Consider the following 21,176-nt stretch of genomic DNA (forward strand, 5'->3'; position numbering starts at 1 on the left):
TCGCTTGCCCATTTGAAAGCGAACGCCCCATATTGTCCTTGGAAAGATAGTCATGACCGATATCGTAACCTTGCCCAACAGCCTGCGCAGCCAGCCCGATGCCAACGGCCATTTCGGCGCTTTTGGTGGCCGCTATGTCGCCGAAACGTTGATGCCGCTGATCCTTGAGTTGGAGAAGGTCTATAAGGAAGCGAAGGCCGATCCGGCGTTCGACGCCGAATTTGCCGAACTGCTGCGCTCCTATGTCGGCCGGCCCAACCCGCTTTATTATGCGGAACGGCTGACCGAAGCCCTGCGCGCGAAGGCGCCCGCCGGCAAGGGTGCCAAAATCTACCTCAAACGCGAAGAGCTGAATCACACCGGCGCGCACAAGATCAACAATTGCATCGGCCAGGCGCTGCTCGCCCGCCGCATGGGCAAGAAGAAGGTCATCGCCGAAACCGGTGCCGGCCAGCATGGCGTTGCTACCGCGACCGTCGCTGCCCTGTTCGGCATGGAATGCAAGATCTTCATGGGCGCCAAGGATGTGGAACGGCAGAAGCCCAATGTCTTCCGCATGAAGCTGCTCGGCGCAGAGGTCATCCCGGTCCATTCGGGGTCTTCGACGCTGAAGGATTCGATGAACGACGCCCTGCGTTACTGGGTGTCGAACGTGCATGACACCTTCTACATCATCGGCACCGCTGCGGGTCCGCACCCCTATCCCGAACTGGTCCGGGATTTCCAGTCGATCATCGGCAAGGAAACTCGCGCGCAGATCATGGAGGCCGAAGGCCGCCTGCCCGACCTGCTGATCGCTCCGGTCGGCGGCGGCTCCAACGCCATCGGCCTGTTCCATCCTTTCCTGGACGATCCGGACGTCGCGATGATCGGCGTGGAAGCAGCCGGCGAAGGGCTGGACAAGAAGCACGCCGCGTCGCTCGCCGGTGGCAAGTCCGGCATCCTGCACGGCAACCGCACGTACCTGCTTCAGGACGAAGACGGCCAGATCACCGAAGCGCACAGCATTTCGGCCGGCCTCGACTATCCCGGCATCGGTCCGGAACATAGCTGGCTGCATGAAATCGGCCGGGTGCAATATATGCCGATCAAGGATGACGAGGCGCTGGAAAGCTTCCAGACCCTCTCGCGCCTGGAAGGCATCATCCCCGCGCTCGAATCCGCCCATGCCGTCGCCGCTGCCGAGCAGGTCGCGCCCACGCTGGACGCGGATAAGATCATCGTGGTCAATCTGTCGGGTCGGGGGGACAAGGATATCTTCACCGTCGCCGACGCGCTGGGAGTGGAGATGTGAGCATGACCGACCGTCTCTCCGCCCGCTTCGCCGCCTGCAAGGCGCAGGGCCGTGCTGCGCTCATCACCTTCGTGACTGCCGGCGACCCTGACGTCGCATCGACGCCCGCCATTCTCGACGCGCTGGTCGCGGGCGGCGCGGATATCATCGAACTCGGCATGCCCTTCACAGATCCGATGGCCGACGGCCCGGCGATCGAACTGGCGAACCTGCGCAGCCTGGGCTCCGGCACGAAGACGAAGGATATCTTCGCGCTCGCCGCCGATTTCCGCGCCCGCCATGCCGACACGCCGATCGTGCTGATGGGCTATGCCAATCCGATGCTGATCCGCGGCGCCGACTGGTTCGCCGACCAGTGCAAGGCGGCCGGCGTCGATGGCGTCATCTGCGTCGACATTCCGCCGGAGGAAGATGCCGAAATCGGCCCGGCGCTGCGCGCGGCCGGCGTCCACCTCGTCCGTCTCGCCACGCCGACCAGCGACGCGGCGCGCCTGCCGGCCGTGCTGAACGGTGCCAGCGGCTTCCTCTATTATGTGTCCGTCGCAGGCGTCACCGGCAAGCAGTCGGCGGCGCAGGCTTCGATCGAAATCGCCGTCGCCAAGCTGAAGGCCGCCACCGACCTGCCGGTCGCCGTCGGCTTTGGCGTGCGCGGGCCGGAACAGGCCGCCGCCATCGGTCGTATTGCCGATGGCGTGGTGGTCGGTTCCGCCATCGTCGATATCATCGGGTCGCATGGCGACGCCGCCGCACCCTTCGTCCAGGACTTCGTCGCCACCCTGCGCGACGCCCTTTCTATTCGGGAGACCGCCGCATGAGCTGGATCAACCGCGTTCGTAACGCTTTGCCCTTCACCAAGAAGGAAACCACCGCCGAAACGCTGTGGCACAAATGCCCCTCCTGCAAGGAGATGATCTTCATCAAGGAGTGGGAAGAGAATCTCTCCGTCTGTCCGCGCTGCGACCATCATGGCCGCATCGGTCCGTCGGAACGGTTCGAGCAGATCCTCGATGCCGGTTTCATCCTGCTGCCGACGCCGCATGTGCCGGAAGATCCGCTCAAGTTCCGAGACAGCAAGCGCTATCCCGACCGGATCAAGGCCGCCCGCGCCGCGACTGGCGATCAGGACGCGCTGATCAACGCGCGCGGCGCGATCGACGATGTGCCACTGGTCATGGGCGTGCAGAATTTCGCCTTCATGGGCGGCTCCATGGGCATGGGCGTGGGCGCGGCCTTCATCCAGGGCGTCAACGACGCGATCGCCCATAAATGCCCTTATGTCATCTTCACCGCAGCCGGCGGCGCGCGTATGCAGGAAGGCATCCTGTCCCTGATGCAGATGCCCCGCGCGACCGTGGCGATCCAGAAACTGCACGCGGCCGGCCTGCCCTATCTCGTCGTGCTGACCGATCCGACCACAGGCGGCGTCACCGCCAGCTACGCCATGCTGGGCGATATCCAGATTTCGGAACCCAATGCACTGATCGGCTTCGCCGGCCAGCGCGTGATCGAAAGCACGATCCGCGAAAAGCTGCCCGAAGGGTTCCAGCGCGCCGAATATCTGCTGGACCATGGCATGATCGACATGGTCGTGCATCGCAGCGAATTGCGCGATGCGCTGGCCCGCGTGATCGGCTATCTCAGCCCGCGCGCGGCAGCCTGAAGGATCTAGTTAGTCATTGCGAGCGAAGCGAAGCAATCCAACGGTGCGCCAATTGGATTGCTTCGCTTCGCTCGCAATGACGATATAAAAATATCGCAGGGGGATTGAGGCAGATGGCCGACCACGCCGTTTCGGACGATGCACAAGTGCAGGCGCAACTGGACCGGCTCTGGTCGCTATCCCCCGGCGCGGATGTGCTGGGTCTGGAACGCATCACCCAGTTGCTGGACCGGCTGGGCAATCCGCATCGGTCGCTGCCCCCCGTCTTTCATGTCGCCGGCACCAATGGCAAGGGATCGACCTGCGCCTTCCTGCGCGCGGCGATGGAAGCCGATGGCAAGACCGTCCATGTCTTCACCTCCCCCCATCTGGTCCGCTTCAACGAGCGTATCCGCGTATCGGGCCAGCTGATTTCGGACGAGCAACTGGCCCGCTATCTGGAGCGGGTGCTCGATATCGCCGAAGGCGTGAACGCCAGCTTTTTCGAAGTGACGACGGCCGCTGCCTTCCTCGCCTTTGCCGAACATGAAGCGGACGCCTGCATCATCGAAGTGGGTCTGGGCGGTCGGCTGGATGCCACCAACGTCATTACCGATCCTGTCGTCTGCGGCATCGCCCAGCTTGGCATCGACCATCAGGCGTTTCTGGGCGACACGCTGGAAAAGATCGCGGCGGAAAAAGCCGGCATCGCCAAGCCAAGCGCCCCGCTTGTGACGCAGCGCTACGCCGAATCGCTCTTTCCCGTCATCATCGACGCGGTCGCCAACGCATCGACCCGTTGGATCGGACAGGGCGATGGGTGGGACGCGGCAGTCTATCGCGACCGGATGCATTATCGCGACGATCTTGGCCGGCTGGAAACGCCGCTGCCCCGCCTCGCCGGCGCGCATCAGGTGCAGAATGCCGCGCTGGCCTTCGCCATGTTGCGGCATCAAAACGCGGTGCCCCTGTCCGAAGCCGCGCTCAAGGCCGCGCCGCTCTGGGCGCAATGGCCCGCGCGTTTGCAACGTCTCGATCATGGCCCGCTGTTGCAATCCTTGCCGAAAGAAACGAGCGCCTGGCTCGATGGCGGCCATAATGCCGGCGCAGGCGAAGCGATCGGCGCCTTCTTCACCGACGAGCGGCTGGAGGGGCGGAAGCTGCATCTCGTCATCGGCATGCTGGCGAACAAGGAGGTGGACGCTTTCCTCGCCCCCTTCGCGGGCAAGATCGCCCATATCCATGCGCTGCCGGTGCCCGGCCATGACCATTATCCGCCCGAACGCTTCGCCGCCATCGCCGATCAATGGGGCATCACCTGCACCGCGCACGCCAATGTAAGCCTGGCGATCGGCGCCATCGCCGACGAATGTGCCTTTGCGGGCGACACCGCACCCAAGCTGCTGATCGGCGGCTCGCTCTATCTGGCGGGCGAAATTTTGCGACTGAACGATCAGTTGCCCGACTGATTATAGTTGCGACTAACTCGCAATATCGTACGATAGCCTTCTCGGACCAACGCAGAAGGCGCGATTCTATGGCTTATGGAGAGACCTCCCCCCTCGACCTGCCCCGGCCCATTCCGGGCGGCTATGGCAATCGCCTGTTCCTGTTCGTGATGCGCCGAATGGCGACGGCGGGCGTCAACGACGCCCATGCCGCTAATGCGATGCTGGGCGCCTTCGGACGCAGCTATCGCCGGCCTTTGGTGCTGATGCGCGCGATGATGCTGGAACTGGCGCGCGCGTCGAGCCGCAAGATATTGGTCGCCCCGTGCTGCTGCGCCCGCATGACGGCGGACGAAGCGCTGATGATGCAGGCGACCGGCGATGCGCTGCGCGACCCCAATGCCGCCTATGATCAGGTGAGCGAATTGCTGGGCAACGACCATGCGCTGGGCGCACTGACCTGCCTGCAAGCGGTGGCGCACGCGCATAGCGATCTGGGCCGGCCGCTGGATCTCTACGCCGCCGGTTAAACCTTCCGCAATTCGGCCAGTTGCTCGCCGGCCCAGCGATACATGTCAGCCTGGGCCGCGCGCTGGGTCAGGTCCATTCTTTTGGCGCGCCGCTCCACTTCCTCCAGGATCGACCGGGCGCGATAACGATCGCCTTGTTGCAGCAGGAAGGCGACATAATGGCACCGCGCCTCCTCGCCTGCTATCCGCTCGATCACATCCTCGAACAGCAATCGCGCTTCGGCAGCTCGGCCGAGATCGGCCAAAATCCGCGCCCTGAGCAAGGCGCGCCGATCCCGTTCGCTGCCCATGCCCAACTCCGGCGCGGCATCCAGCAAGCGTAGCGCCTCCGCGCTTTCGCCCCGCTCGAACAGGACGCCGGCCATTTTGACCTGCGTGCCCCAATCTCCGCCCGGTCCCATCGCCAGCGCCTTGCGATAGGCGCTTTCCGCGTCCGCATAGCGATGACGAATGGCCTGCGCATCGCCAAGAGCGATATAATTGGCGGCGGTTTCAGCAAGGTCCAGATTGCGCTGCGCATCGCGCACGGCCCGCTCCGGATCGACCTTGCCCACCACCTGCGCCCGCGCGGTACGGACATGGCGATTATTCCAATGCTGCGGCAGCACCTCCAGCATCAGATAGGCAAAGCAGCCCAGCAGCGAAAAGAGCATGATGAACAGCAGCCAGATCTGGTTGCGGCTCGATCGGATGACATGGATGGCGCAAAGTATCTGAACGCAAAGCGATGCGACGATGAGGATCATGACCCTAACCTTGTTCAGTCGTCCTGGGTGCTGGCTTGCCTGACGCTGTCTACCACGAACCCCTTGTACCAGATGATCCACAGCAGCAGCATGCCCGGTAAGGCAGCAACGACGGTCATCAACCAGAAGCCGACCCATCCGGCCTGTTCGGCGATGATACCGGCCGGCGCAGCGAGCCAGGTTCGCCCTACGGCCGCGAAAGAGGATAGAAGCGCGAACTGCGTCGCCGTATAGGCCAGGCTCGACAGGCCTGACAGGTATGTCACGAACACGGTCAGCCCGATGCCGCTCGTCACCTGTTCCGTCGCGACCGCAATGGTCAGCCACAGGGTGGAATGGCCATGCATCGCCACGCCAACGAAGGTCAGGTTGCTCAGCATCATCATCAGGCCGGACCAGAAGAGCGCGCGCCCCATGCCGAGCCAGGCGATGAACGGCGCGGCCAGCGCGGTACCCACGATCAGCCCCCAGAAACCCACCACCTTGTTGATCGCGATGAATTCCGCATCGCTAAAGCCCAGATCGACGATCATCGGATTGAGCATCCCCTGCCCCATCGCGTCGCCAATCTTGTAGAGCAACACGAACAGCAGGATCAGCACCGACCCGCGACGGCCCAGAAACTCGATGAACGGGTTCAGCACCGTTTCCTTGAGCCAGACGCCCATGCTCTTGCCGGCCATTTCGGCATGGCGATCGACATAGATGCCCGGTCCCGCCATCAATGCGCCGATCGCACCGGGCAGGACGAGGAAGCCGGTCAGGCCATAAGCCATCGCCCATCCCAGGCCGAGGCCAGTTTCGGGCGAATACAGGAAGATCGTGCCGACCCCCGAAAAAAAGGCGCCCAGACGGTAGCCGAACTGGTTGGTCGCCGTGCCATAGGGCATTTCCTCATCGCTCAATATCTCGATGCGATAGGCGTCGATGACGATATCCTGCGTCGCGCCGAGAAAGGACACGAGGATCGCGCAAAAAGCGAAATAGCCCAAATGATTGGCCGGGTCGCTGCTGCCGAGCATCCAGATCGCGCAAAACAGCAGCAGTTGGATGAGGAACAGCCAGGCGCGGCGCTGACCGAACAGGCGGGTCAATACTGGCAGGGGCAGCTTGTCCACCAGCGGCGCCCACAACCATTTCAGCGTATAGGGTGTGGTGAGGCCGATGGCGAAACCGATGGTCGATTTCTGGATACCGACCTTCGACAGCCAATAGCCCATCGTGCCGAGCAGCAACATGAGCGGAAAGCCGCTGGATATGCCGATCAGCAAAGAGACGAACGGCATCGGCCGGAAATAGGGACGCATGACGTCCCGCCAGTTTTTCGGCTGTTCGGCGATATCCGTCACTTAAATCCCCCGGTGGCATCCGTTTCGCGGCTACCATATGACCAGATCGCCGCCAAGCAAGTCCGCTGTGCGGCGATCAGCCCGGCAACTCGAACAGGCTGAGGCCCGGCGGAAGCTTTGGCCGCCTTGCGCCGCGCAGCAGCGCATCGACCACGCCGATCGCGGCGATCAGGTCGCGCGGGGCGTAGGGCTTGGCGAGGCAACCGACCGCCAGCGTGCGCGCCTCCACCGGACAGCGGCCGGTGACGAACAACACCGGCAGGCCACACAGGGCGGCATGGCGGGCGACGTCGATGCCGGTCTTTTCACCATGGATGGCGACATCGGCGATGACGAGATCGACGCCGCCTTCGTCCATTACCCGGACGGCATGGTCATGATCGTCCACGGTGGCGGCGATGCGATAGCCCGCCTGCGCCAGCGTATGCTCATTGTCGAAGGCGACGAGCGGCTCATCCTCCACCACCAAAATGGTGCGGATCGCCTTGCGGCGCTTCGAGACAGCGCCTCCCTCTTTCACCAGCCCGAAAAACATTTGCCGATCCGCCCTGATTCCGCCATGCACCCGATGAAACGCCGCGCCCCCGCACCGGGTTGCCCGATGAACGGTCAGTCCCCCTCGCCCAAGCGCCGGAGCGGCACAATTCAACCTGTTGCTGGCTTTTATCCCATATGGGAATAGCCAGTGCCCATGAAAAGGAATCCGCCGTTGCAACCGCCGAAAAAATCCGGACCACCCCGCAGGGGAGGACCAGGCGGTCCGAAACGCCCGACCGGCCCCGGTCGGGGAGGCCCCAGCCAGGGACGTTCAGGTCCACGCACCGGCGGATCTCCGGATCGTGGCGCGGGCCGTGATGCCGAACGGGGCGACGCAAAGCCCCGCTTCTACAAGGGCGACGATAGCCGTGCGGAACGTCCACGCGGCGAGCGTCCGGACCGCAGCAGGAGCGATGCCGGCGCACGTCCTGCCCGTGGCGCCGGTCCGCGCGATGCTGCCGCCAAGCCGCGCGGCCCTCGCAGCGAAGGCGAACGTCCCCGGACCGATCGTCCCCGGACCGAGCGCCAGCGCAGCGAGCGCCCCGCGACCGAACGGTCCGGCAGCGATGGTTTCCGCCCGAATGGCGTGCGGCAGGAACGGGCACGCCCCGCCCGGCCCGACGGCCCACGCCAGGAACGCGGCCGCCCCGATCGATCGGACGGCCCACGGCAGGAACGTGGCCGGCCCGACCGGCCGCGTGACAATGTCGTCAAATCCTATCCGCCCCGCCGCCCGCGCGGCAAGGGGCCGACGCCGACCGCCAATCCCCATCCCGCTCATGCCGCCGCCAGCGAAGGCAAGGGTGAACCGCAGCGCATCGCCAAGCTGCTGGCCCGCGCCGGTGTCGCCTCCCGCCGCGAAATCGAACGGATGATCGAGGAAGGCCGCGTCGCCAAGGACGGCGTCGTCATCGACACGCCCGCCACGCTGCTGACGTCGCTGCATGGCGTTACGGTGGACGAGGTCGCGATCGCCGCGCCCGAACCCACGCGCCTGTTCCTGTTCCACAAGCCGACCGGCTATCTGACCACCGAGCGCGATCCGGTAGGACGGCCGACCATCTACGACCGGCTGCCCGCCGACCTGCCGCGCGTCATGCCGATCGGTCGACTGGATATGAATACGGAAGGGCTGTTGCTGCTGACCACCGATGGCGGCTTCAAGCGCGAGATGGAATTGCCCGCAACCGGCGTGCCGCGCACCTATCGCGCCCGCGCCTTTGGCGAGGTCAGCCAGCAGCAACTGGAAGACCTGTTCGACGGTCTGGAGATCGACGGCATCCGCTACGGCCCGATCGAGGCCAATCTGGAGCGCCGCACCGGACGCAACCAGTGGATCGAAATGACCCTGACCGAAGGCAAGAACCGGGAAGTTCGCCGCGTGCTCGAACATATGGACCTCAAGGTCAACCGGCTGATCCGCACCAGCTATGGCCCCTTCCATCTGGGCGAATTGCCGGTCGGCGCGGTCGAAGAAGTGCGCGAGCATGAACTGGCGTATTTCCGCAAGATGTTGCGGGATGCGGGGAAGACCGCAGGCAAGACCGCAGACCGCAACGAGGTTGACGGAGACGGCGACGCATGAGGATCATTTCGGGCCAATGGCGCGGCCGTCCTTTGACCGCGCCGAAGGGTGACGCGACCCGCCCCACCGGGGACCGGACGCGCGAGACGCTGTTTTCCATGTTGCTCAGCCGTATCGGATCGTTCGAGGGGCTGGCGGTGGGCGACTTTTTCGCCGGGTCGGGCGCGCTGGGGTTCGAGGCTCTGTCGCGCGGTGCGGCCTCATGCCTGTTCGTCGAGCAGGACAAGCCGGCGCTCGACGCGATCCGCGCCAATGGTGAGCGCCTGGGCATTCGCCCGGACGTCCGCGCCTCCAGCGTCATGGCGCTGGGGTCGGCGTCCAGGCCGCTGGACCTCATTTTCATGGACCCGCCCTATGGCACCGGCGCAGGCCAGGTGGCGCTCGACAAGCTGGCGCGGCTGGGTTGGACCAACGCCGCCAGCTGGATCAGCATCGAAACCGACCGGCGCGAGGATGTGGTGGTGAAGGGTTTTGCCGTCGACACCGTGCGCGATGTCGGCAAGGCGCGGATTACACTGCTGCGCGCCGAAGAGTGAAACTCGCCCACTCGCTCCGAACGAGACAGCGAGTTGGACAGTTAAACTGCATTTTTGAGCCGAGGCGGGCGGCGCTGATGGCCGCCCGCCTCGGCTCGCAATTCGTTAGCGCTTACGCCCCTTGGGCGCTTCGCCGCGATTGACGCAGCTGTCCTGCACGGTGCGGGTACAGGTCGGATAGTCCTTCGCCTCGGTTGGCGCGGGCGTCATATTCCCACCCACTGTGACCGGATTGGAAGACGACCCCATCGGAGCCGATGGATCCTTCGGCACGCCGGCGGGGGCTGGCGCCATGCCCGGATCGGCCGGAACCGCGCCGGTCGGCTGGCCGGCGTTGGGGTCAGGCTGCGGTGGCGTTGGTGGGGTAGACGCAGCCGGTGCGGCAGGCGCGACCGGAGCCGAGGGCGGCGTTGCAGCCGGATCGGCCGGGGCTGGTTCAGCCGGAGGGGTCATGGCGTCGGCGGGCGGCTGGCTCCCCTGTGCGGGCATATCCTGTGCGATGGCCGAGCCGCCCGCTACGGCGAAGCTCAACATCGCAACGCCAGCTAGCATGATGGATTTCATCGGGATCATCCTTTCCTATGTTCTGTTCTTCGCCCCGTTCAGGACCAAAACAGCGGTCGTGACACCCCCGTTCCATCCCGACGGTGAAACGGTGCATACATAAGATAGGACGAACGGCCGTTGCGGCTTATGGACCTTCTGGATAGCGGTCGAACGACGGCAGATCGTGCGCCTTTTCCACCCATGGCAGGGCTTCGGCCATCTGAATCTGCGCCTGGGGCGGCAGGGCGGTCGGATCGTCCAACGTTCCCGTCTGGATATCGATCGCGCCGGGGAAAGCTACGGGATTGGTGTAGAAGACGCCGGTGCCGCAAGTGCCGCAGAAATGGCGCGTCGCATGCTCGGAGGATTGGTAGCGCACCGCCTCTCCCTCGATCTTTACCGCATCTTCCGGGAACAACGCCCAACCGACCATCGGCGCGCCGGCGCTGGCACGACAATCCTTGCAATGGCACAGCGCGCTATAGGCCGGGTCGCCGGTCGCTTCGTAGCGGATCGCCCCGCACTGGCATCGTCCCGTCAGCATCGTCCCTTGCTCCCTTGCATGATTCGCCTTTTGTTCTCATAGAAGCCCCATCGCCGCAAGAGGCCGTTCCCGTCGCGCCCCTTGCCCATGCACCATCCCATGCCTAGTTGATCCATATGACCGTTCCTGCCCCCTCCCCCAATGATCCGCCCTATCTGGATGGGTTGAACCCGCCGCAGCGAGAGGCGGTGCTGACGACGGAGGGACCGGTGCTGGTGCTGGCCGGCGCCGGCACGGGCAAGACGGCGGCGCTTACAGCGCGGTTGGCGCATCTGATCGGCACGCGCCGCGCCTGGCCGTCCGAGATATTGGCGGTGACCTTTACCAACAAGGCGGCGCGGGAAATGCGCGCACGGGTCGGCCGGATGATCGGCGATGCGGTGGAGGGCATGCCATGGCTCGGTACCTTCCACGCCATCGCGGCCAAGATGCTGCGCCGCCATGCCGAACTGGTGGGCCTGCAATCCAATTTCACCATCCTCGACACCGACGATCAGCTGCGGTTGCTCAAGCAACTGGTGCAGGCGGAGGGGATCGACGAAAAACGCTGGCCAGTGCGGCAGTTGGCGGGCCTGATCGACCAGTGGAAGAATAAGGGCTGGACCCCAGCCGATGTCGGCGCAGGCGAGGCGGAAGGATATGCCAACGGCAAGGGGCAGAAGCTTTACGCCGCCTATCAGGCCCGACTGCGCGATGTAAATGCGTGTGATTTCGGCGACTTGCTGCTCCACACTCTCACGATTTTGAAGACGCATCGCGACGTGCTGGAGCAATATCAGCAGAAATTCCGCTACATCATGGTGGACGAATATCAGGACACCAACAGCAGCCAATATCTATGGCTGCGGCTGCTGGCGCAGACGCGCAAGAATATCTGCTGCGTGGGCGACGATGATCAGTCCATCTATTCGTGGCGCGGCGCAGAAGTCGCCAATATCCTGCGGTTCGAAAAGGATTTTCCCGGCGCGACCATCATCCGGCTGGAGCAGAATTATCGCTCCACGCCGCATATCCTGGGTGCGGCATCCGGCGTGATTGCGGAAAATGGCAATCGCCTGGGCAAGACGCTGTGGACCGATATCGATGTCGGCGAAAAGGTGAAGGTCGTCGGCATATGGGACGGGCCGGAGGAAGCGCGACGCGTCGGCGAAGAGATTGAAGCGGTCGAGCGTAGCGGCGGCTCGCTGGACGAAGTGGCGATCCTGGTCCGCGCCCAGCATCAGACCCGCGAGTTCGAAGACCGGTTCATCCAGATCGGCCTGCCCTATCGCATCGTCGGCGGCTTCCGTTTCTACGAGCGCGCCGAAATTCGCGATGCGCTGGCCTATTTGCGGCTGGTGAACCAGCCTGCCGACGATCTGGCGTTCGAACGCATCGTCAACGTGCCCAAGCGCGGGCTTGGCGACAAGGCGGTGGAGAAATTGCACCGGCTGGCACGCGCGGAAGGCATACCGCTGGCGCTGGCGGCGGCGCGCATCCTGGACACCGATGAGTTGACGCCGCAGGCGCGACGGTCGCTGGGCAATTTCATTGGCGATCTGGCGCGCTGGCGCGATCGGGCCGGGCAACTGCCCCATGCCGAACTGGCGCGGCAGATATTGGACGAGAGCGGCTATACCGCCATGTTGCAGGCCGAACGCACGACCGAAAGCGCCGGGCGGCTGGAAAACCTGTCCGAACTCGCCCGCGCGATGGAAGAATATGAGACGCTGGGCGCCTTCCTGGAGCATGTCTCCCTCGTCATGGACAATGAAGCGCAGGCGGACGAGCGCAAGATCACGATCATGACCATCCACGCCGCCAAGGGGCTGGAGTTCGACACGGTGTTTCTGGCCGGTTGGGAGGAAGGCATCTTCCCGTCGCAGCGCGCGCTGGACGAAGGCGGCCTCAACAGCCTGGAGGAGGAACGGCGGCTTGCCTATGTGGCGATTACGCGCGCGCGCAAGCGCTGCACCATCCTGCACGCCGCCAATCGCCGCATCTATGGGCAATGGACCAGCAGCATCCCGTCGCGATTCGTCGGCGAATTGCCGCCCGAACATGTCGAATCGGAAAGCAGCATGTCGGGCGGTGCATCTTTATGGCGAGCCAACTGGTCGGAACGGGACGACCCCTTCGCCAATGTCGCGCGCGGCAGCGGACGCGGGCCAGGCTGGCAGCGGGCGCAATCCACCGGCCAATTCAGCAAGGAACCGGTGCGGATCGTGGAGGCGCGGGCATCGGCCGTGTCGCTGGGCAATAAGGGGCGCAACGACATGAGCATCGGCCTACGCGTCTTCCACCAGAAATTCGGCTATGGCAGCGTTGCGGAGATCGAGGGCAACAAGCTGGAGATCGATTTCGAAACGGCTGGGCGCAAGCGCGTGATGGACAGTTTCGTTCAGCCGGCTTGAGGGCGGGATGCTGACGCCGATATCGATTCCGGTGCGGCGCAGAGTTTGGCGGACAGGATAGTAGTGACATCTTTGGCGAACCCTTCGATGGTCGCCACTGTCGCCGCATTGCTGATCAGGCGCGGTTCGGGATCGATCGCGCAAAGCGTGCCATAAAAGCTGCCGTCCGACAGGATCAGCGGGAAAGAGGCGTAGCTTTTGAAACCGTAGAAGCGCGGCACCGGATGCCGTTGCCAAGCGATGTCGGCATCGACATGATCGATCACCACATAATTTTCGGTCTGCCGGATATCGTTGCAGATGGTCATCTGCACCTCCAGTTCCGCGCCGGGTTCCAGCCCGAAGGCGATCTGGTCCAGCACCTGGCAGGCGATCCACCGATCTTCGGTCACACGCGCCACGGCAGCAAAGCCCATATGCGTCGCCTGGCACAGGCGCACCAATATGGCGCGGATCGCGTCGTCATCGCCCTGCGCGGCGGCCTGAACGGCTAATTCATCCTTCATACCCGTCGAATGGCAGGAAAGCGCGCCCTTGGCCAGTGGGGAGGCTGTGGCGGAGGGAGAGAATCGCAATGGCAATGGCAATGGCAGCGGCGATGGCGCTGACAGCGACGCAAGAAGGCGTGTGGTCCTGCATATGGAATTTGATGAAAATTGGTGGAGCCTAGCGGGATCGAACCGCTGACCTCCTGCATGCCATGCAGGCGCTCTCCCAGCTGAGCTAAGGCCCCATCCTGTGCGGCCTGGCCGTCACATCATGGTCAGACCATGTCCGGCAATGCCGTCGGTCTTATGTATAAACGCGAAGTCAGGGATAACTTCTCGTCCTTTCCCCTCACTTGCGTTCGGGAATTTTTCGGGAAAATGTCCCCCGGACATTTTCTGATCCCGAAAAATTGGTGGAGCCTAGCGGGATCGAACCGCTGACCTCCTGCATGCCATGCAGGCGCTCTCCCAGCTGAGCTAAGGCCCCGTACCAGTGAGGCGCCGCTTGGGTTCGGCGCCTCGGAGGTCGCTGCCTCTAGGGTCGTCCGACCCCGTTGGCAAGCAGAAATTTCACTTAATTATCGTCGTTGTCGTCGTCACCGGCGGCATCGACGCCCAGGTCGTCGTCACCACCCAGATCGACGTCATTATCCGGCGAATCGCCGTCGTCATCGACGTCGATGTCCAGATCGTCGTCAGCCGTTTCCAGCTCACCATCTGCGGTTTCGATCACCTTCTTGGGCGCCGCTTCCTCATAAGGCAGCGGCTGCTTCGATTTCAGCACCGGTTCCGGTTCCCAGGCACTGTTGCAATTGATGCAGGTGACCGGATCGTCCTTGCCCAGGTCGTAGAAGCGAGTCGCGCATTTTGGGCAGGTCCGCTTCGTGCCCCATTCAGCCTTCACCATGTCCGGCCTGTTCCTTCTTCGATGCTTCAAACAGAAATCACGCGGCGCAACGCTTGTTGCCCGCGAAACGTCGGGCGCCTTGCCATAGCGGGATCGCGCTGTCAAAAGCCGCTCGCATTTTTTCGGTTCCAACACAATGGATACCCCGTGACCCAGCATGACGATCAAGCCACCCCCCGCACCTTCTCCGCCGCGCCAGCCTTGGCGGGCAGCGTCACCGTGCCGGGCGACAAAAGCATTTCCCACCGGTCGCTGATGCTGTCGGCGCTGGCCGTGGGCGAAAGCCGGGTCGAAGGCCTGCTGGAGGGCGAGGATGTGCTGGCCACCGCCGCCGCCATGCGGGCGATGGGCGCGACGATCGAGCGCGACGACGATGGGGTATGGCATATTCATGGCGTTGGCGTCGGCGGCCTGCTCCAGCCCGAAACCGCGCTGGACATGGGCAATAGCGGTACATCGACGCGCCTGTTGATGGGCCTGCTCGCCAGCCATGACCTGACCGCGACCTTCGTGGGCGACGCATCGCTGAGCAAGCGACCGATGGCGCGCGTCACCGATCCGCTGTCGCGCATCGGCGCCAGCTTCACGACCAGTCCCGGCGACCGCCTGCCGCTGACGATGAAGGGCGCCTGCCCGGCCGTACCGCTGGACTACACCCTGCCCGTCGCGTCAGCGCAGGTGAAATCCTCGATTCTGCTGGCCGGCCTCAATACGCCGGGCATCACCCGCGTGGTCGAGCCGATCCCCACGCGTGACCATAGCGAGCGGATGCTCAAGGGCTTCGGCGCGGACCTGAATGTCGAGACGCAGGCGGACGGTACGCGCATCATCACGCTGGTCGGCGAAGCGGAATTGAAGCCGCAGAATATCGTCGTGCCGGGCGACCCCTCCTCTGCCGCTTTCCCGATGGTCGCGGCGCTTCTGGTGCCGGGGTCGCAGGTGACGATCGCCAATGTGGGTCTTAACGGCACGCGCGCCGGCCTGATCGACCTGCTGCGCGAAATGGGTGGATCGATCGAGGTGGTGAATGCCCGTGAAGTGGGTGGCGAGCCGGTCGGCGACCTGATCGTCACCGCGTCGGACTTAAAGGGCGTCGAACCCGACCCCGCCCGCGCGCCGAGCATGATCGACGAATATCCCGTCGCCTTCATCGCTGCCGCTTTTGCACAAGGGCGCAGCATCTTCCGCGGGCTGGACGAATTGCGGGTCAAGGAATCCGACCGCATCGCCACCATGGCGCAGGGGCTGCGCGCGATCGGCGTCACCGTCGAGGAACTGGAAGACGGCATCATCATCGAGGGCAGCGGCGGCACGCTCCTGCCCGGCGGCGGGCCGATCGCGACCAAGCTGGACCATCGCATCGCCATGAGCTTCGCGGTCGCCGGCCTCATATCGAAGGATGGCGTCACCATCGACGATATGCGCCCGGTCGCGACCAGCTTCCCGACCTTCCTGCCCTTGCTTCAGTCGCTGGGCGCGATCGCATGATCATCGCCGTCGACGGACCCGCCGCATCGGGCAAGGGCACCATCGCCAAGGCGCTGGGCCGCCATTATGACCTGCCCGTACTGGATACCGGCCTGCTCTACCGCGCGGTCGGCCTGTCCGTTCTGAAAGCAGGCGGCGACCCGGATCTTGAGGCCGATGCGCTCGCCGCCGCCGGCTTCGACGACGATATCCTGTCCGACCCGGCACTGCGCAGCGAAGCGGTCGGCAGCCTGGCGTCGCGCGTGTCCGTGCATCAGAGCGTGCGCGATGCGCTGATCGAACGGCAGCGCGACTTCGCCACTCAACCGGGCGGCGCGATCCTGGACGGGCGCGATATCGGCACGGTCATCGCCCCCGATGCCGATGCCAAGATCTTCGTCACTGCCAGCGTGCAGGTGCGCGCCGATCGCCGTTTCAAGGATGCGCTTGGCCATGGCGGCCATCCCGATATGGATAGCCTGATCGCCGACATTCAGGCTCGCGATACCCGCGACATGAGCCGCGACCATGCCCCGCTCAAGCAGGCGCCGGGCGCGGACTTGCTAGATACGAGCGATTTGACTATAGACGCGGCCGTCCAGCGGGCGATCGCGCTTGTGGACGCTCAGCTTGAAGGTCGCCCCTGAGGGATGACCCGACAAGGCGCGCGGAGTTTCCGGGCGCCCTTTTCGCTTATCTCGCCTGCGCGTTTCACGGCCGTAACCCTTTGGATACGCGGCGGATATTCGGTCCGGCGCGTGGTTTGGCCAAAGACCATCGGATACAACCGATTGGCCAGCAATGATGAGTGAAGGACCAACCATGGCCTCTACGGCATTCCCCTCGCGCGACGATTTCGCCGCGCTTCTCAATGATTCTCTCGGTGGTGAAGACGGCGGCTTTGAAGGCCGCGTCGTCAAGGGCACCGTTACCGCCATCGAAAACGACCTGGCCGTCATCGACGTAGGTTTGAAGTCGGAAGGCCGCGTGCCGCTGCGCGAATTCGCTGCGCCGGGCCAGAAGGCTGACCTGAAGGTCGGCGACGAAGTCGAAGTCTATGTCGACCGCGTCGAAAACGCCCATGGCGAAGCCATGCTGTCGCGTGACCGCGCTCGCCGCGAAGCCGCCTGGGACAAGCTGGAAAGCGAGTTCACCGAGAGCGCCCGCGTCGAAGGCGTCATCTTCGGCCGCGTCAAGGGTGGCTTCACCGTCGACCTCGACGGCGCCGTGGCGTTCCTGCCCGGTTCGCAGGTCGACATCCGCCCCGTGCGCGACGTCACCCCGCTGATGGACATTCCGCAGCCCTTCCAGATCCTCAAGATGGATCGCCGCCGCGGCAACATCGTCGTGTCGCGTCGCGCCATTCTGGAAGAAACCCGCGCCGAACAGCGTTCGGGCCTCATCCAGACGCTGGCCGAAGGTCAGATCATCGAAGGCGTCGTCAAGAACATCACCGACTATGGTGCGTTCGTTGACCTGGGCGGTATCGATGGCCTGCTGCACGTCACCGACCTGTCGTACAAGCGCATCAACCACCCGAACGAGATGATCAACATCGGCGACACCGTCCGTGTCCAGATCATCCGCATCAACCGCGACACGCAGCGCATTTCGCTCGGCATGAAGCAGCTGGAAAGCGATCCGTGGGAAGGCGCCAGCGCCAAGTACCCGGTCGGCGCCAAGCTGTCGGGCCGCGTCACGAACATCACCGAATATGGTGCGTTCGTCGAGCTGGAAGCCGGCATCGAAGGTCTGGTCCATGTTTCGGAAATGTCCTGGACCAAGAAGAACGTCCACCCCGGCAAGATCGTTTCGACCAGCCAGGAAGTCGAAGTTCTGGTTCTGGAAGTCGATCCCGAAAAGCGCCGCATCTCGCTCGGCCTCAAGCAGGCCCAGTCGAACCCGTGGGACAGCTTTGCAGAGCGTCACCCGATCGGCTCGACCGTCGAAGGCGAAGTCAAGAATGCGACCGAATTCGGTCTGTTCATCGGCCTGGACGGCGACGTGGACGGCATGGTCCACATGTCGGACATCGCATGGGGCATTTCGGGCGAAGACGCCCTGGCCCTGCACCGCAAGGGCGAGGCCGTTCAGGCTGTCGTTCTCGACATCGACGTCGAGAAGGAACGCATCAGCCTCGGCATGAAGCAGCTTGAGCGTGGCGGTCCGGCCGCTGGTGGCACCGCTGCTGCGGCTGCCGGCCTCAACAAGAACTCGATCGTCACCGTGACGGTTCTTGAAGTCCGCGACGGCGGCCTGGAAGTCCAGGCTGGCGAAGACGGCGCTGCCGGCTTCATCAAGCGCAGCGACCTTGGCCGCGACCGTGACGAACAGCGTCCGGAACGCTTCCAGGTCGGCCAGAAGTTCGACGCCATGGTGACCGGTTTCGACCGCGCCAAGAAGCCGACCTTCTCGGTCAAGGCGATGCAGATCGCTGAAGAGAAGCAGGCTGTCGCGCAGTACGGCTCGTCCGACAGCGGCGCGTCGCTGGGCGACATTCTGGGCGAAGCGCTCAAGGCGAAGACGGAAGGCTAAGTCTTCTTTCGCTACTGAAGAAAAATGGCCCGCCGGACTTAGGTTCGGCGGGCTTTTTCATGTCCCGGCACGATCTTTCTTGTGGAAACGTAACGACTGGCTTGTTGCCCGATTGTCAACGCCTTGCGGATTCTCTATGACGAAGCAGGGGCACAGCAGAGGGGCGCTGGAGAACCAATGATCCGTTCGGAACTGATCCAGAAACTGGCCGAGGAAAATCCTGGGCTGAGCTTGCCGGAAGTAGAAAAGATCGTCGATCTTTTCTTCCGGGAGATTGTCGATCGACTGTCCACGGGCGGTCGTGTCGAATTGCGCGGTTTCGGCGCATTCACCACCCGCGCACGCGATGCCCGCACCGGGCGCAATCCACGCACCGGCGAACAGGTGCCGGTGGATGCCAAGCGCGTCCCCTATTTCAAGCCGGGCAAGGAAATGCGCGAACGGCTGAACGGCAAGGACGCCTGAGTCGATGATCCAGAGCATCGTGCGGAAAAGTGGAAACCGGTTTTTCGCTTAAAACGATGCGAAAACAAAAAATCTGGAGCAGGCGATCCGCTTCGTATTTGACGCAGCCTGCTCCGGAGATCGGGCTGTTGCTCGATCACCCTTGACCTGCCGGCCGCCAGCCGCCACTGAGGCGCTGCCTGGCGACAAAGCCATGCGGACGTGGCGAAATCGGTAGACGCAGCGGACTTAAAATCCGCCTTCCCCTGGAAATGCGGGTTCAAGTCCCGCCGTCCGCACCAGCAAAGATGACAAGCTTTTTCCTACCAAAGGACTGGCTATTGCGGCCAGTTGCCGCGATGGTGCGGTCATGGCCGGTGCAATCAATCCCAACAGTTTCAGCGACTCCCTCGTCATCCTGGGGGCCGCAGGGCTCGTCATTCCCGGATTCGCCCGTTTTCGCATCAGCCCCGTCATCGGCTTCATCCTGGTCGGCTTGGCGGTCGGCCCGGCGGGTCTGGGGTCGCTGGTCGACCAATATCCTTGGCTTTATCATGTCACCATATCGAACCGGGCGGCGATCGAGCCGTTTGCCGAGCTGGGCGTCATATTATTGCTCTTTTCCATCGGGCTGGAACTGAGTTTCCGACGCCTGTGGACGATGCGCGCGCAGGTGTTCGGCGTCGGTGCGACGGAATTGATCGGCGGCGCGCTGCTGATCGCCATGGGCCTCTATTTCCTGGGGCAGCCCACCGCCGGCGCCATCGGCCTTGGCCTGGCGCTCGCCCTTTCGTCCACTGCCGTGGTGCTGCCGATGGTCGGCACGCAAAGCGCGGTCGGCCGCGCGGCCTTTTCCATGCTGCTGTTCGAAGATCTGGCGCTGGTGCCGATCATCTTCATGCTGGGCGCCCTCGCCCCTTCCGTCGCGGCCAGTCCCGACGGCGCCTGGGGCGAAATGGCCAATACGTTGATGAAGGGCGGCATCACCATCGCGGTGATGCTGGTGCTGGGCCGGGTCTTCCTGCCCCATATGTTCAGTCAGGCAGCGCGCACCAAAAGCCCGGAAGTCTTTCTGGCGGCCAGCCTGCTGGTGGTCATCGTCTCCAGCCTGGCGACGTCGATCGCCGGCCTGTCCCCCATCGTCGGTGCGCTGCTTGCCGGCCTGCTGATTGCCGAGACGGACTATCATAGCGAGGTCGAGGTGATGACCGCCCCGTTCAAGGGGCTGGCACTGGGCGTATTCCTGATCACCGTGGGCATGAGCCTGGACATTCGCGTGATCCTGGCCAACTGGCCCAGCCTGGTGATGGCGGTGGTCGGCGTGGTATTGGCCAAGACGCTGGTGACCGGCGCGCTGCTCTACTTCTCCGGCGCGCGCAAGGGCGTGGCGCTGGAGGTCGGCGTGCTGATGTCCAGCCCGTCGGAAACCACATTGATCGTGCTGTCGGCGGCGTCGGCGGCGCAATTGATCCTGCCGTCCACCGCCGCCTTCTGGCAGATCGTGACGGCCATCGGCCTGACCATCACGCCGCTGCTGGCACGGATCGGTCATGACATCGCCCGCCGGCTGGAAACCGCTTTGGGCGAGGAAACGATCGAAGCGACGGAAGAACATACCGAAGCGGCGGCGGTCATCATCGGCTTCGGCCGGGTCGGACGCATGGTGTGCGACCTGCTGAAGACTCACAAGCAGCGCTTCATCGTCGTCGAATCGGACCCCGACGTGGTCGCGGAGGCACGGCGGCTGGGCTATCCGATCCTGTTCGGCGACGTCGCGCGCGCGGAAATGCTGGATCGCCTGCGCCTCGGCCATGCCCGTGCTCTGATCCTGACCATGGACGACCCGGTGCTATCGGTACGCGTGACCAAGCGGGTGCGCGGATGGGTGCCCGACCTGCCGATCATCGCGCGCGCGCGCGATACCGATCATGCCGCGCAACTCTACAAGGCCGGCGCCAGCGACGCGGTACCCGAAACGCTGGAAAGCTCGCTGCAACTGGCGGAAACCGCGCTGGTGGATCTGGGCGTTGCGATGGGGCCGGTGATCGCGTCGATCCACCAGATGCGCGAAGATCTGCGCGTGGGGATCAAGGAAGCCGCGCAGATGGAAACCGCGCCCAAGCTACGCCGGCTGCGCGCGGATGAGGTGGGCTAGAGCATTCTGAAGTCGACTGGAACAGCCGACGGC

The 21,176-nt window shown here is 64.0% G+C and carries 20 protein-coding genes and 3 tRNA genes; 14 read left to right on the top strand and 9 right to left on the bottom strand.

Annotated elements, in window-relative coordinates:
• Window positions 1-52: 52 nt before the first annotated feature.
• From trpB to F4U95_RS02230, 5 genes are all read left to right on the top strand, one after another.
• Window positions 53-1,294 carry a tryptophan synthase subunit beta gene (gene trpB / locus F4U95_RS02210; RefSeq protein ID WP_150424425.1) on the top strand — a complete coding sequence of 414 codons (1,242 nt, stop codon included), beginning with the start codon at window positions 53-55 and terminating at the stop codon, window positions 1,292-1,294.
• Between the two features lie 2 nt (window positions 1,295-1,296).
• Window positions 1,297-2,109, top strand: a complete 813-nt coding sequence (trpA, locus tag F4U95_RS02215) for a tryptophan synthase subunit alpha (RefSeq protein ID WP_150424426.1) — start codon at window positions 1,297-1,299, stop codon at window positions 2,107-2,109.
• Entirely contained in the window at window positions 2,106-2,954 is an 849-nt protein-coding gene (gene accD, locus F4U95_RS02220; protein ID WP_150424427.1) for an acetyl-CoA carboxylase, carboxyltransferase subunit beta, read from the top strand. The genes trpA and accD overlap by 4 nt, the downstream gene beginning before the upstream one ends.
• A 113-nt stretch (window positions 2,955-3,067) precedes the next feature.
• On the top strand, window positions 3,068-4,402 hold the full coding sequence (locus F4U95_RS02225) for a bifunctional folylpolyglutamate synthase/dihydrofolate synthase (RefSeq protein ID WP_150424428.1): 1,335 nt from the start codon (window positions 3,068-3,070) through the stop codon (window positions 4,400-4,402).
• Between the two features lie 68 nt (window positions 4,403-4,470).
• Window positions 4,471-4,911, top strand: a complete 441-nt coding sequence (locus F4U95_RS02230; RefSeq protein ID WP_150424429.1) for a DUF6628 family protein — start codon at window positions 4,471-4,473, stop codon at window positions 4,909-4,911.
• Here the strand turns inward: F4U95_RS02230 and F4U95_RS02235 are convergent.
• The 3 genes from F4U95_RS02235 to F4U95_RS02245 form a co-directional block, all read right to left on the bottom strand.
• Window positions 4,908-5,657, bottom strand: coding sequence for a tetratricopeptide repeat protein (locus tag F4U95_RS02235; protein ID WP_150424430.1), 750 nt, complete (start codon window positions 5,655-5,657; stop codon window positions 4,908-4,910). The genes F4U95_RS02230 and F4U95_RS02235 overlap by 4 nt on opposite strands.
• A 14-nt stretch (window positions 5,658-5,671) precedes the next feature.
• Entirely contained in the window at window positions 5,672-7,006 is a 1,335-nt protein-coding gene (locus F4U95_RS02240) for an AmpG family muropeptide MFS transporter (RefSeq protein WP_246171469.1), read from the bottom strand.
• A 76-nt stretch (window positions 7,007-7,082) separates the two neighbouring features.
• Window positions 7,083-7,541, bottom strand: a complete 459-nt coding sequence (locus F4U95_RS02245) for a response regulator (protein ID WP_120249762.1) — start codon at window positions 7,539-7,541, stop codon at window positions 7,083-7,085.
• 588 nt (window positions 7,542-8,129) lie between these two features.
• On the opposite strand from F4U95_RS02245, the gene F4U95_RS02250 reads away from it, so the two are divergent.
• Window positions 8,130-9,128, top strand: a complete 999-nt coding sequence (locus F4U95_RS02250; RefSeq protein ID WP_150424747.1) for a pseudouridine synthase — start codon at window positions 8,130-8,132, stop codon at window positions 9,126-9,128.
• Window positions 9,125-9,664: a 16S rRNA (guanine(966)-N(2))-methyltransferase RsmD gene (rsmD, locus tag F4U95_RS02255; RefSeq protein ID WP_150424431.1), complete on the top strand. Its 540-nt coding sequence runs from the start codon at window positions 9,125-9,127 to the stop codon at window positions 9,662-9,664. The genes F4U95_RS02250 and rsmD overlap by 4 nt, the downstream gene beginning before the upstream one ends.
• Window positions 9,665-9,769: 105 nt before the next feature.
• Here rsmD and F4U95_RS02260 read toward each other — a convergent pair whose 3' ends face one another.
• Together F4U95_RS02260 and F4U95_RS02265 are read right to left on the bottom strand one after the other, a co-directional pair.
• Window positions 9,770-10,228 carry a Fe-S oxidoreductase gene (locus tag F4U95_RS02260; protein ID WP_150424432.1) on the bottom strand — a complete coding sequence of 153 codons (459 nt, stop codon included), beginning with the start codon at window positions 10,226-10,228 and terminating at the stop codon, window positions 9,770-9,772.
• Between the two features lie 127 nt (window positions 10,229-10,355).
• Entirely contained in the window at window positions 10,356-10,754 is a 399-nt protein-coding gene (locus F4U95_RS02265) for a GFA family protein (RefSeq protein ID WP_150424433.1), read from the bottom strand.
• Window positions 10,755-10,870: 116 nt separating this feature from the next.
• On the opposite strand from F4U95_RS02265, the gene F4U95_RS02270 reads away from it, so the two are divergent.
• Window positions 10,871-13,147: an ATP-dependent helicase gene (locus F4U95_RS02270; RefSeq protein WP_120249758.1), complete on the top strand. Its 2,277-nt coding sequence runs from the start codon at window positions 10,871-10,873 to the stop codon at window positions 13,145-13,147.
• Here the strand turns inward: F4U95_RS02270 and F4U95_RS02275 are convergent.
• The 4 genes from F4U95_RS02275 to F4U95_RS02290 form a co-directional block, all read right to left on the bottom strand.
• Window positions 13,135-13,653 carry a GAF domain-containing protein gene (locus F4U95_RS02275; RefSeq protein WP_150424434.1) on the bottom strand — a complete coding sequence of 173 codons (519 nt, stop codon included), beginning with the start codon at window positions 13,651-13,653 and terminating at the stop codon, window positions 13,135-13,137. The genes F4U95_RS02270 and F4U95_RS02275 overlap by 13 nt on opposite strands.
• A 151-nt stretch (window positions 13,654-13,804) precedes the next feature.
• Window positions 13,805-13,880, bottom strand: a tRNA-Ala gene (locus F4U95_RS02280).
• 166 nt (window positions 13,881-14,046) lie between these two features.
• Window positions 14,047-14,122, bottom strand: a tRNA-Ala gene (locus tag F4U95_RS02285).
• A gap of 87 nt (window positions 14,123-14,209) precedes the next feature.
• On the bottom strand, window positions 14,210-14,542 hold the full coding sequence (locus F4U95_RS02290) for a TIGR02300 family protein (protein WP_093084864.1): 333 nt from the start codon (window positions 14,540-14,542) through the stop codon (window positions 14,210-14,212).
• Window positions 14,543-14,689: 147 nt separating this feature from the next.
• On the opposite strand from F4U95_RS02290, the gene aroA reads away from it, so the two are divergent.
• The 6 genes from aroA (at window position 14,690) to F4U95_RS02320 (ending at window position 21,143) form a co-directional block, all read left to right on the top strand.
• Window positions 14,690-16,030, top strand: coding sequence for a 3-phosphoshikimate 1-carboxyvinyltransferase (gene aroA / locus F4U95_RS02295; protein WP_150424435.1), 1,341 nt, complete (start codon window positions 14,690-14,692; stop codon window positions 16,028-16,030).
• Window positions 16,027-16,656, top strand: coding sequence for a (d)CMP kinase (cmk, locus tag F4U95_RS02300; RefSeq protein WP_150424436.1), 630 nt, complete (start codon window positions 16,027-16,029; stop codon window positions 16,654-16,656). The genes aroA and cmk overlap by 4 nt, the downstream gene beginning before the upstream one ends.
• Before the next feature lie 175 nt (window positions 16,657-16,831).
• A complete protein-coding gene (gene rpsA / locus F4U95_RS02305; protein ID WP_120249754.1) occupies window positions 16,832-18,544 on the top strand; it encodes a 30S ribosomal protein S1 in 1,713 nt (570 codons plus the stop codon).
• 177 nt (window positions 18,545-18,721) lie between these two features.
• Window positions 18,722-19,009 carry an integration host factor subunit beta gene (gene ihfB, locus F4U95_RS02310; RefSeq protein ID WP_120249753.1) on the top strand — a complete coding sequence of 96 codons (288 nt, stop codon included), beginning with the start codon at window positions 18,722-18,724 and terminating at the stop codon, window positions 19,007-19,009.
• A gap of 195 nt (window positions 19,010-19,204) precedes the next feature.
• Window positions 19,205-19,290, top strand: a tRNA-Leu gene (locus F4U95_RS02315).
• A 68-nt stretch (window positions 19,291-19,358) separates the two neighbouring features.
• A complete protein-coding gene (locus F4U95_RS02320) occupies window positions 19,359-21,143 on the top strand; it encodes a cation:proton antiporter domain-containing protein (RefSeq protein ID WP_120249752.1) in 1,785 nt (594 codons plus the stop codon).
• The last annotated feature ends 33 nt before the right edge of the window (window positions 21,144-21,176 follow it).

Origin of the sequence: Sphingobium limneticum (genome assembly GCF_008710165.1) — a bacterium.
Classification (GTDB): domain Bacteria; phylum Pseudomonadota; class Alphaproteobacteria; order Sphingomonadales; family Sphingomonadaceae; genus Sphingobium; species Sphingobium limneticum.

Bases quoted from the DNA above. Each gene is read 5' to 3' on its own strand.
- F4U95_RS02275 (WP_150424434.1), bottom strand. From the start codon at position 13,653: ATGAAGGATGAATTAGCCGTTCAGGCCGCCGCGCAGGGCGATGACGAC.
- F4U95_RS02245 (WP_120249762.1), bottom strand. From the start codon at position 7,541: ATGTTTTTCGGGCTGGTGAAAGAGGGAGGCGCTGTCTCGAAGCGCCGC.
- F4U95_RS02290 (WP_093084864.1), bottom strand. From the start codon at position 14,542: ATGGTGAAGGCTGAATGGGGCACGAAGCGGACCTGCCCAAAATGCGCG.
- trpB (WP_150424425.1), top strand. From the start codon at position 53: ATGACCGATATCGTAACCTTGCCCAACAGCCTGCGCAGCCAGCCCGAT.
- trpA (WP_150424426.1), top strand. From the start codon at position 1,297: ATGACCGACCGTCTCTCCGCCCGCTTCGCCGCCTGCAAGGCGCAGGGC.
- rpsA (WP_120249754.1), top strand. From the start codon at position 16,832: ATGGCCTCTACGGCATTCCCCTCGCGCGACGATTTCGCCGCGCTTCTC.
- accD (WP_150424427.1), top strand. From the start codon at position 2,106: ATGAGCTGGATCAACCGCGTTCGTAACGCTTTGCCCTTCACCAAGAAG.
- F4U95_RS02320 (WP_120249752.1), top strand. From the start codon at position 19,359: ATGGCCGGTGCAATCAATCCCAACAGTTTCAGCGACTCCCTCGTCATC.
- F4U95_RS02225 (WP_150424428.1), top strand. From the start codon at position 3,068: ATGGCCGACCACGCCGTTTCGGACGATGCACAAGTGCAGGCGCAACTG.
- F4U95_RS02260 (WP_150424432.1), bottom strand. From the start codon at position 10,228: ATGAAATCCATCATGCTAGCTGGCGTTGCGATGTTGAGCTTCGCCGTA.
- rsmD (WP_150424431.1), top strand. From the start codon at position 9,125: ATGAGGATCATTTCGGGCCAATGGCGCGGCCGTCCTTTGACCGCGCCG.
- F4U95_RS02270 (WP_120249758.1), top strand. From the start codon at position 10,871: ATGACCGTTCCTGCCCCCTCCCCCAATGATCCGCCCTATCTGGATGGG.
- cmk (WP_150424436.1), top strand. From the start codon at position 16,027: ATGATCATCGCCGTCGACGGACCCGCCGCATCGGGCAAGGGCACCATC.
- ihfB (WP_120249753.1), top strand. From the start codon at position 18,722: ATGATCCGTTCGGAACTGATCCAGAAACTGGCCGAGGAAAATCCTGGG.
- F4U95_RS02265 (WP_150424433.1), bottom strand. From the start codon at position 10,754: ATGCTGACGGGACGATGCCAGTGCGGGGCGATCCGCTACGAAGCGACC.
- F4U95_RS02230 (WP_150424429.1), top strand. From the start codon at position 4,471: ATGGCTTATGGAGAGACCTCCCCCCTCGACCTGCCCCGGCCCATTCCG.
- F4U95_RS02235 (WP_150424430.1), bottom strand. From the start codon at position 5,657: ATGATCCTCATCGTCGCATCGCTTTGCGTTCAGATACTTTGCGCCATC.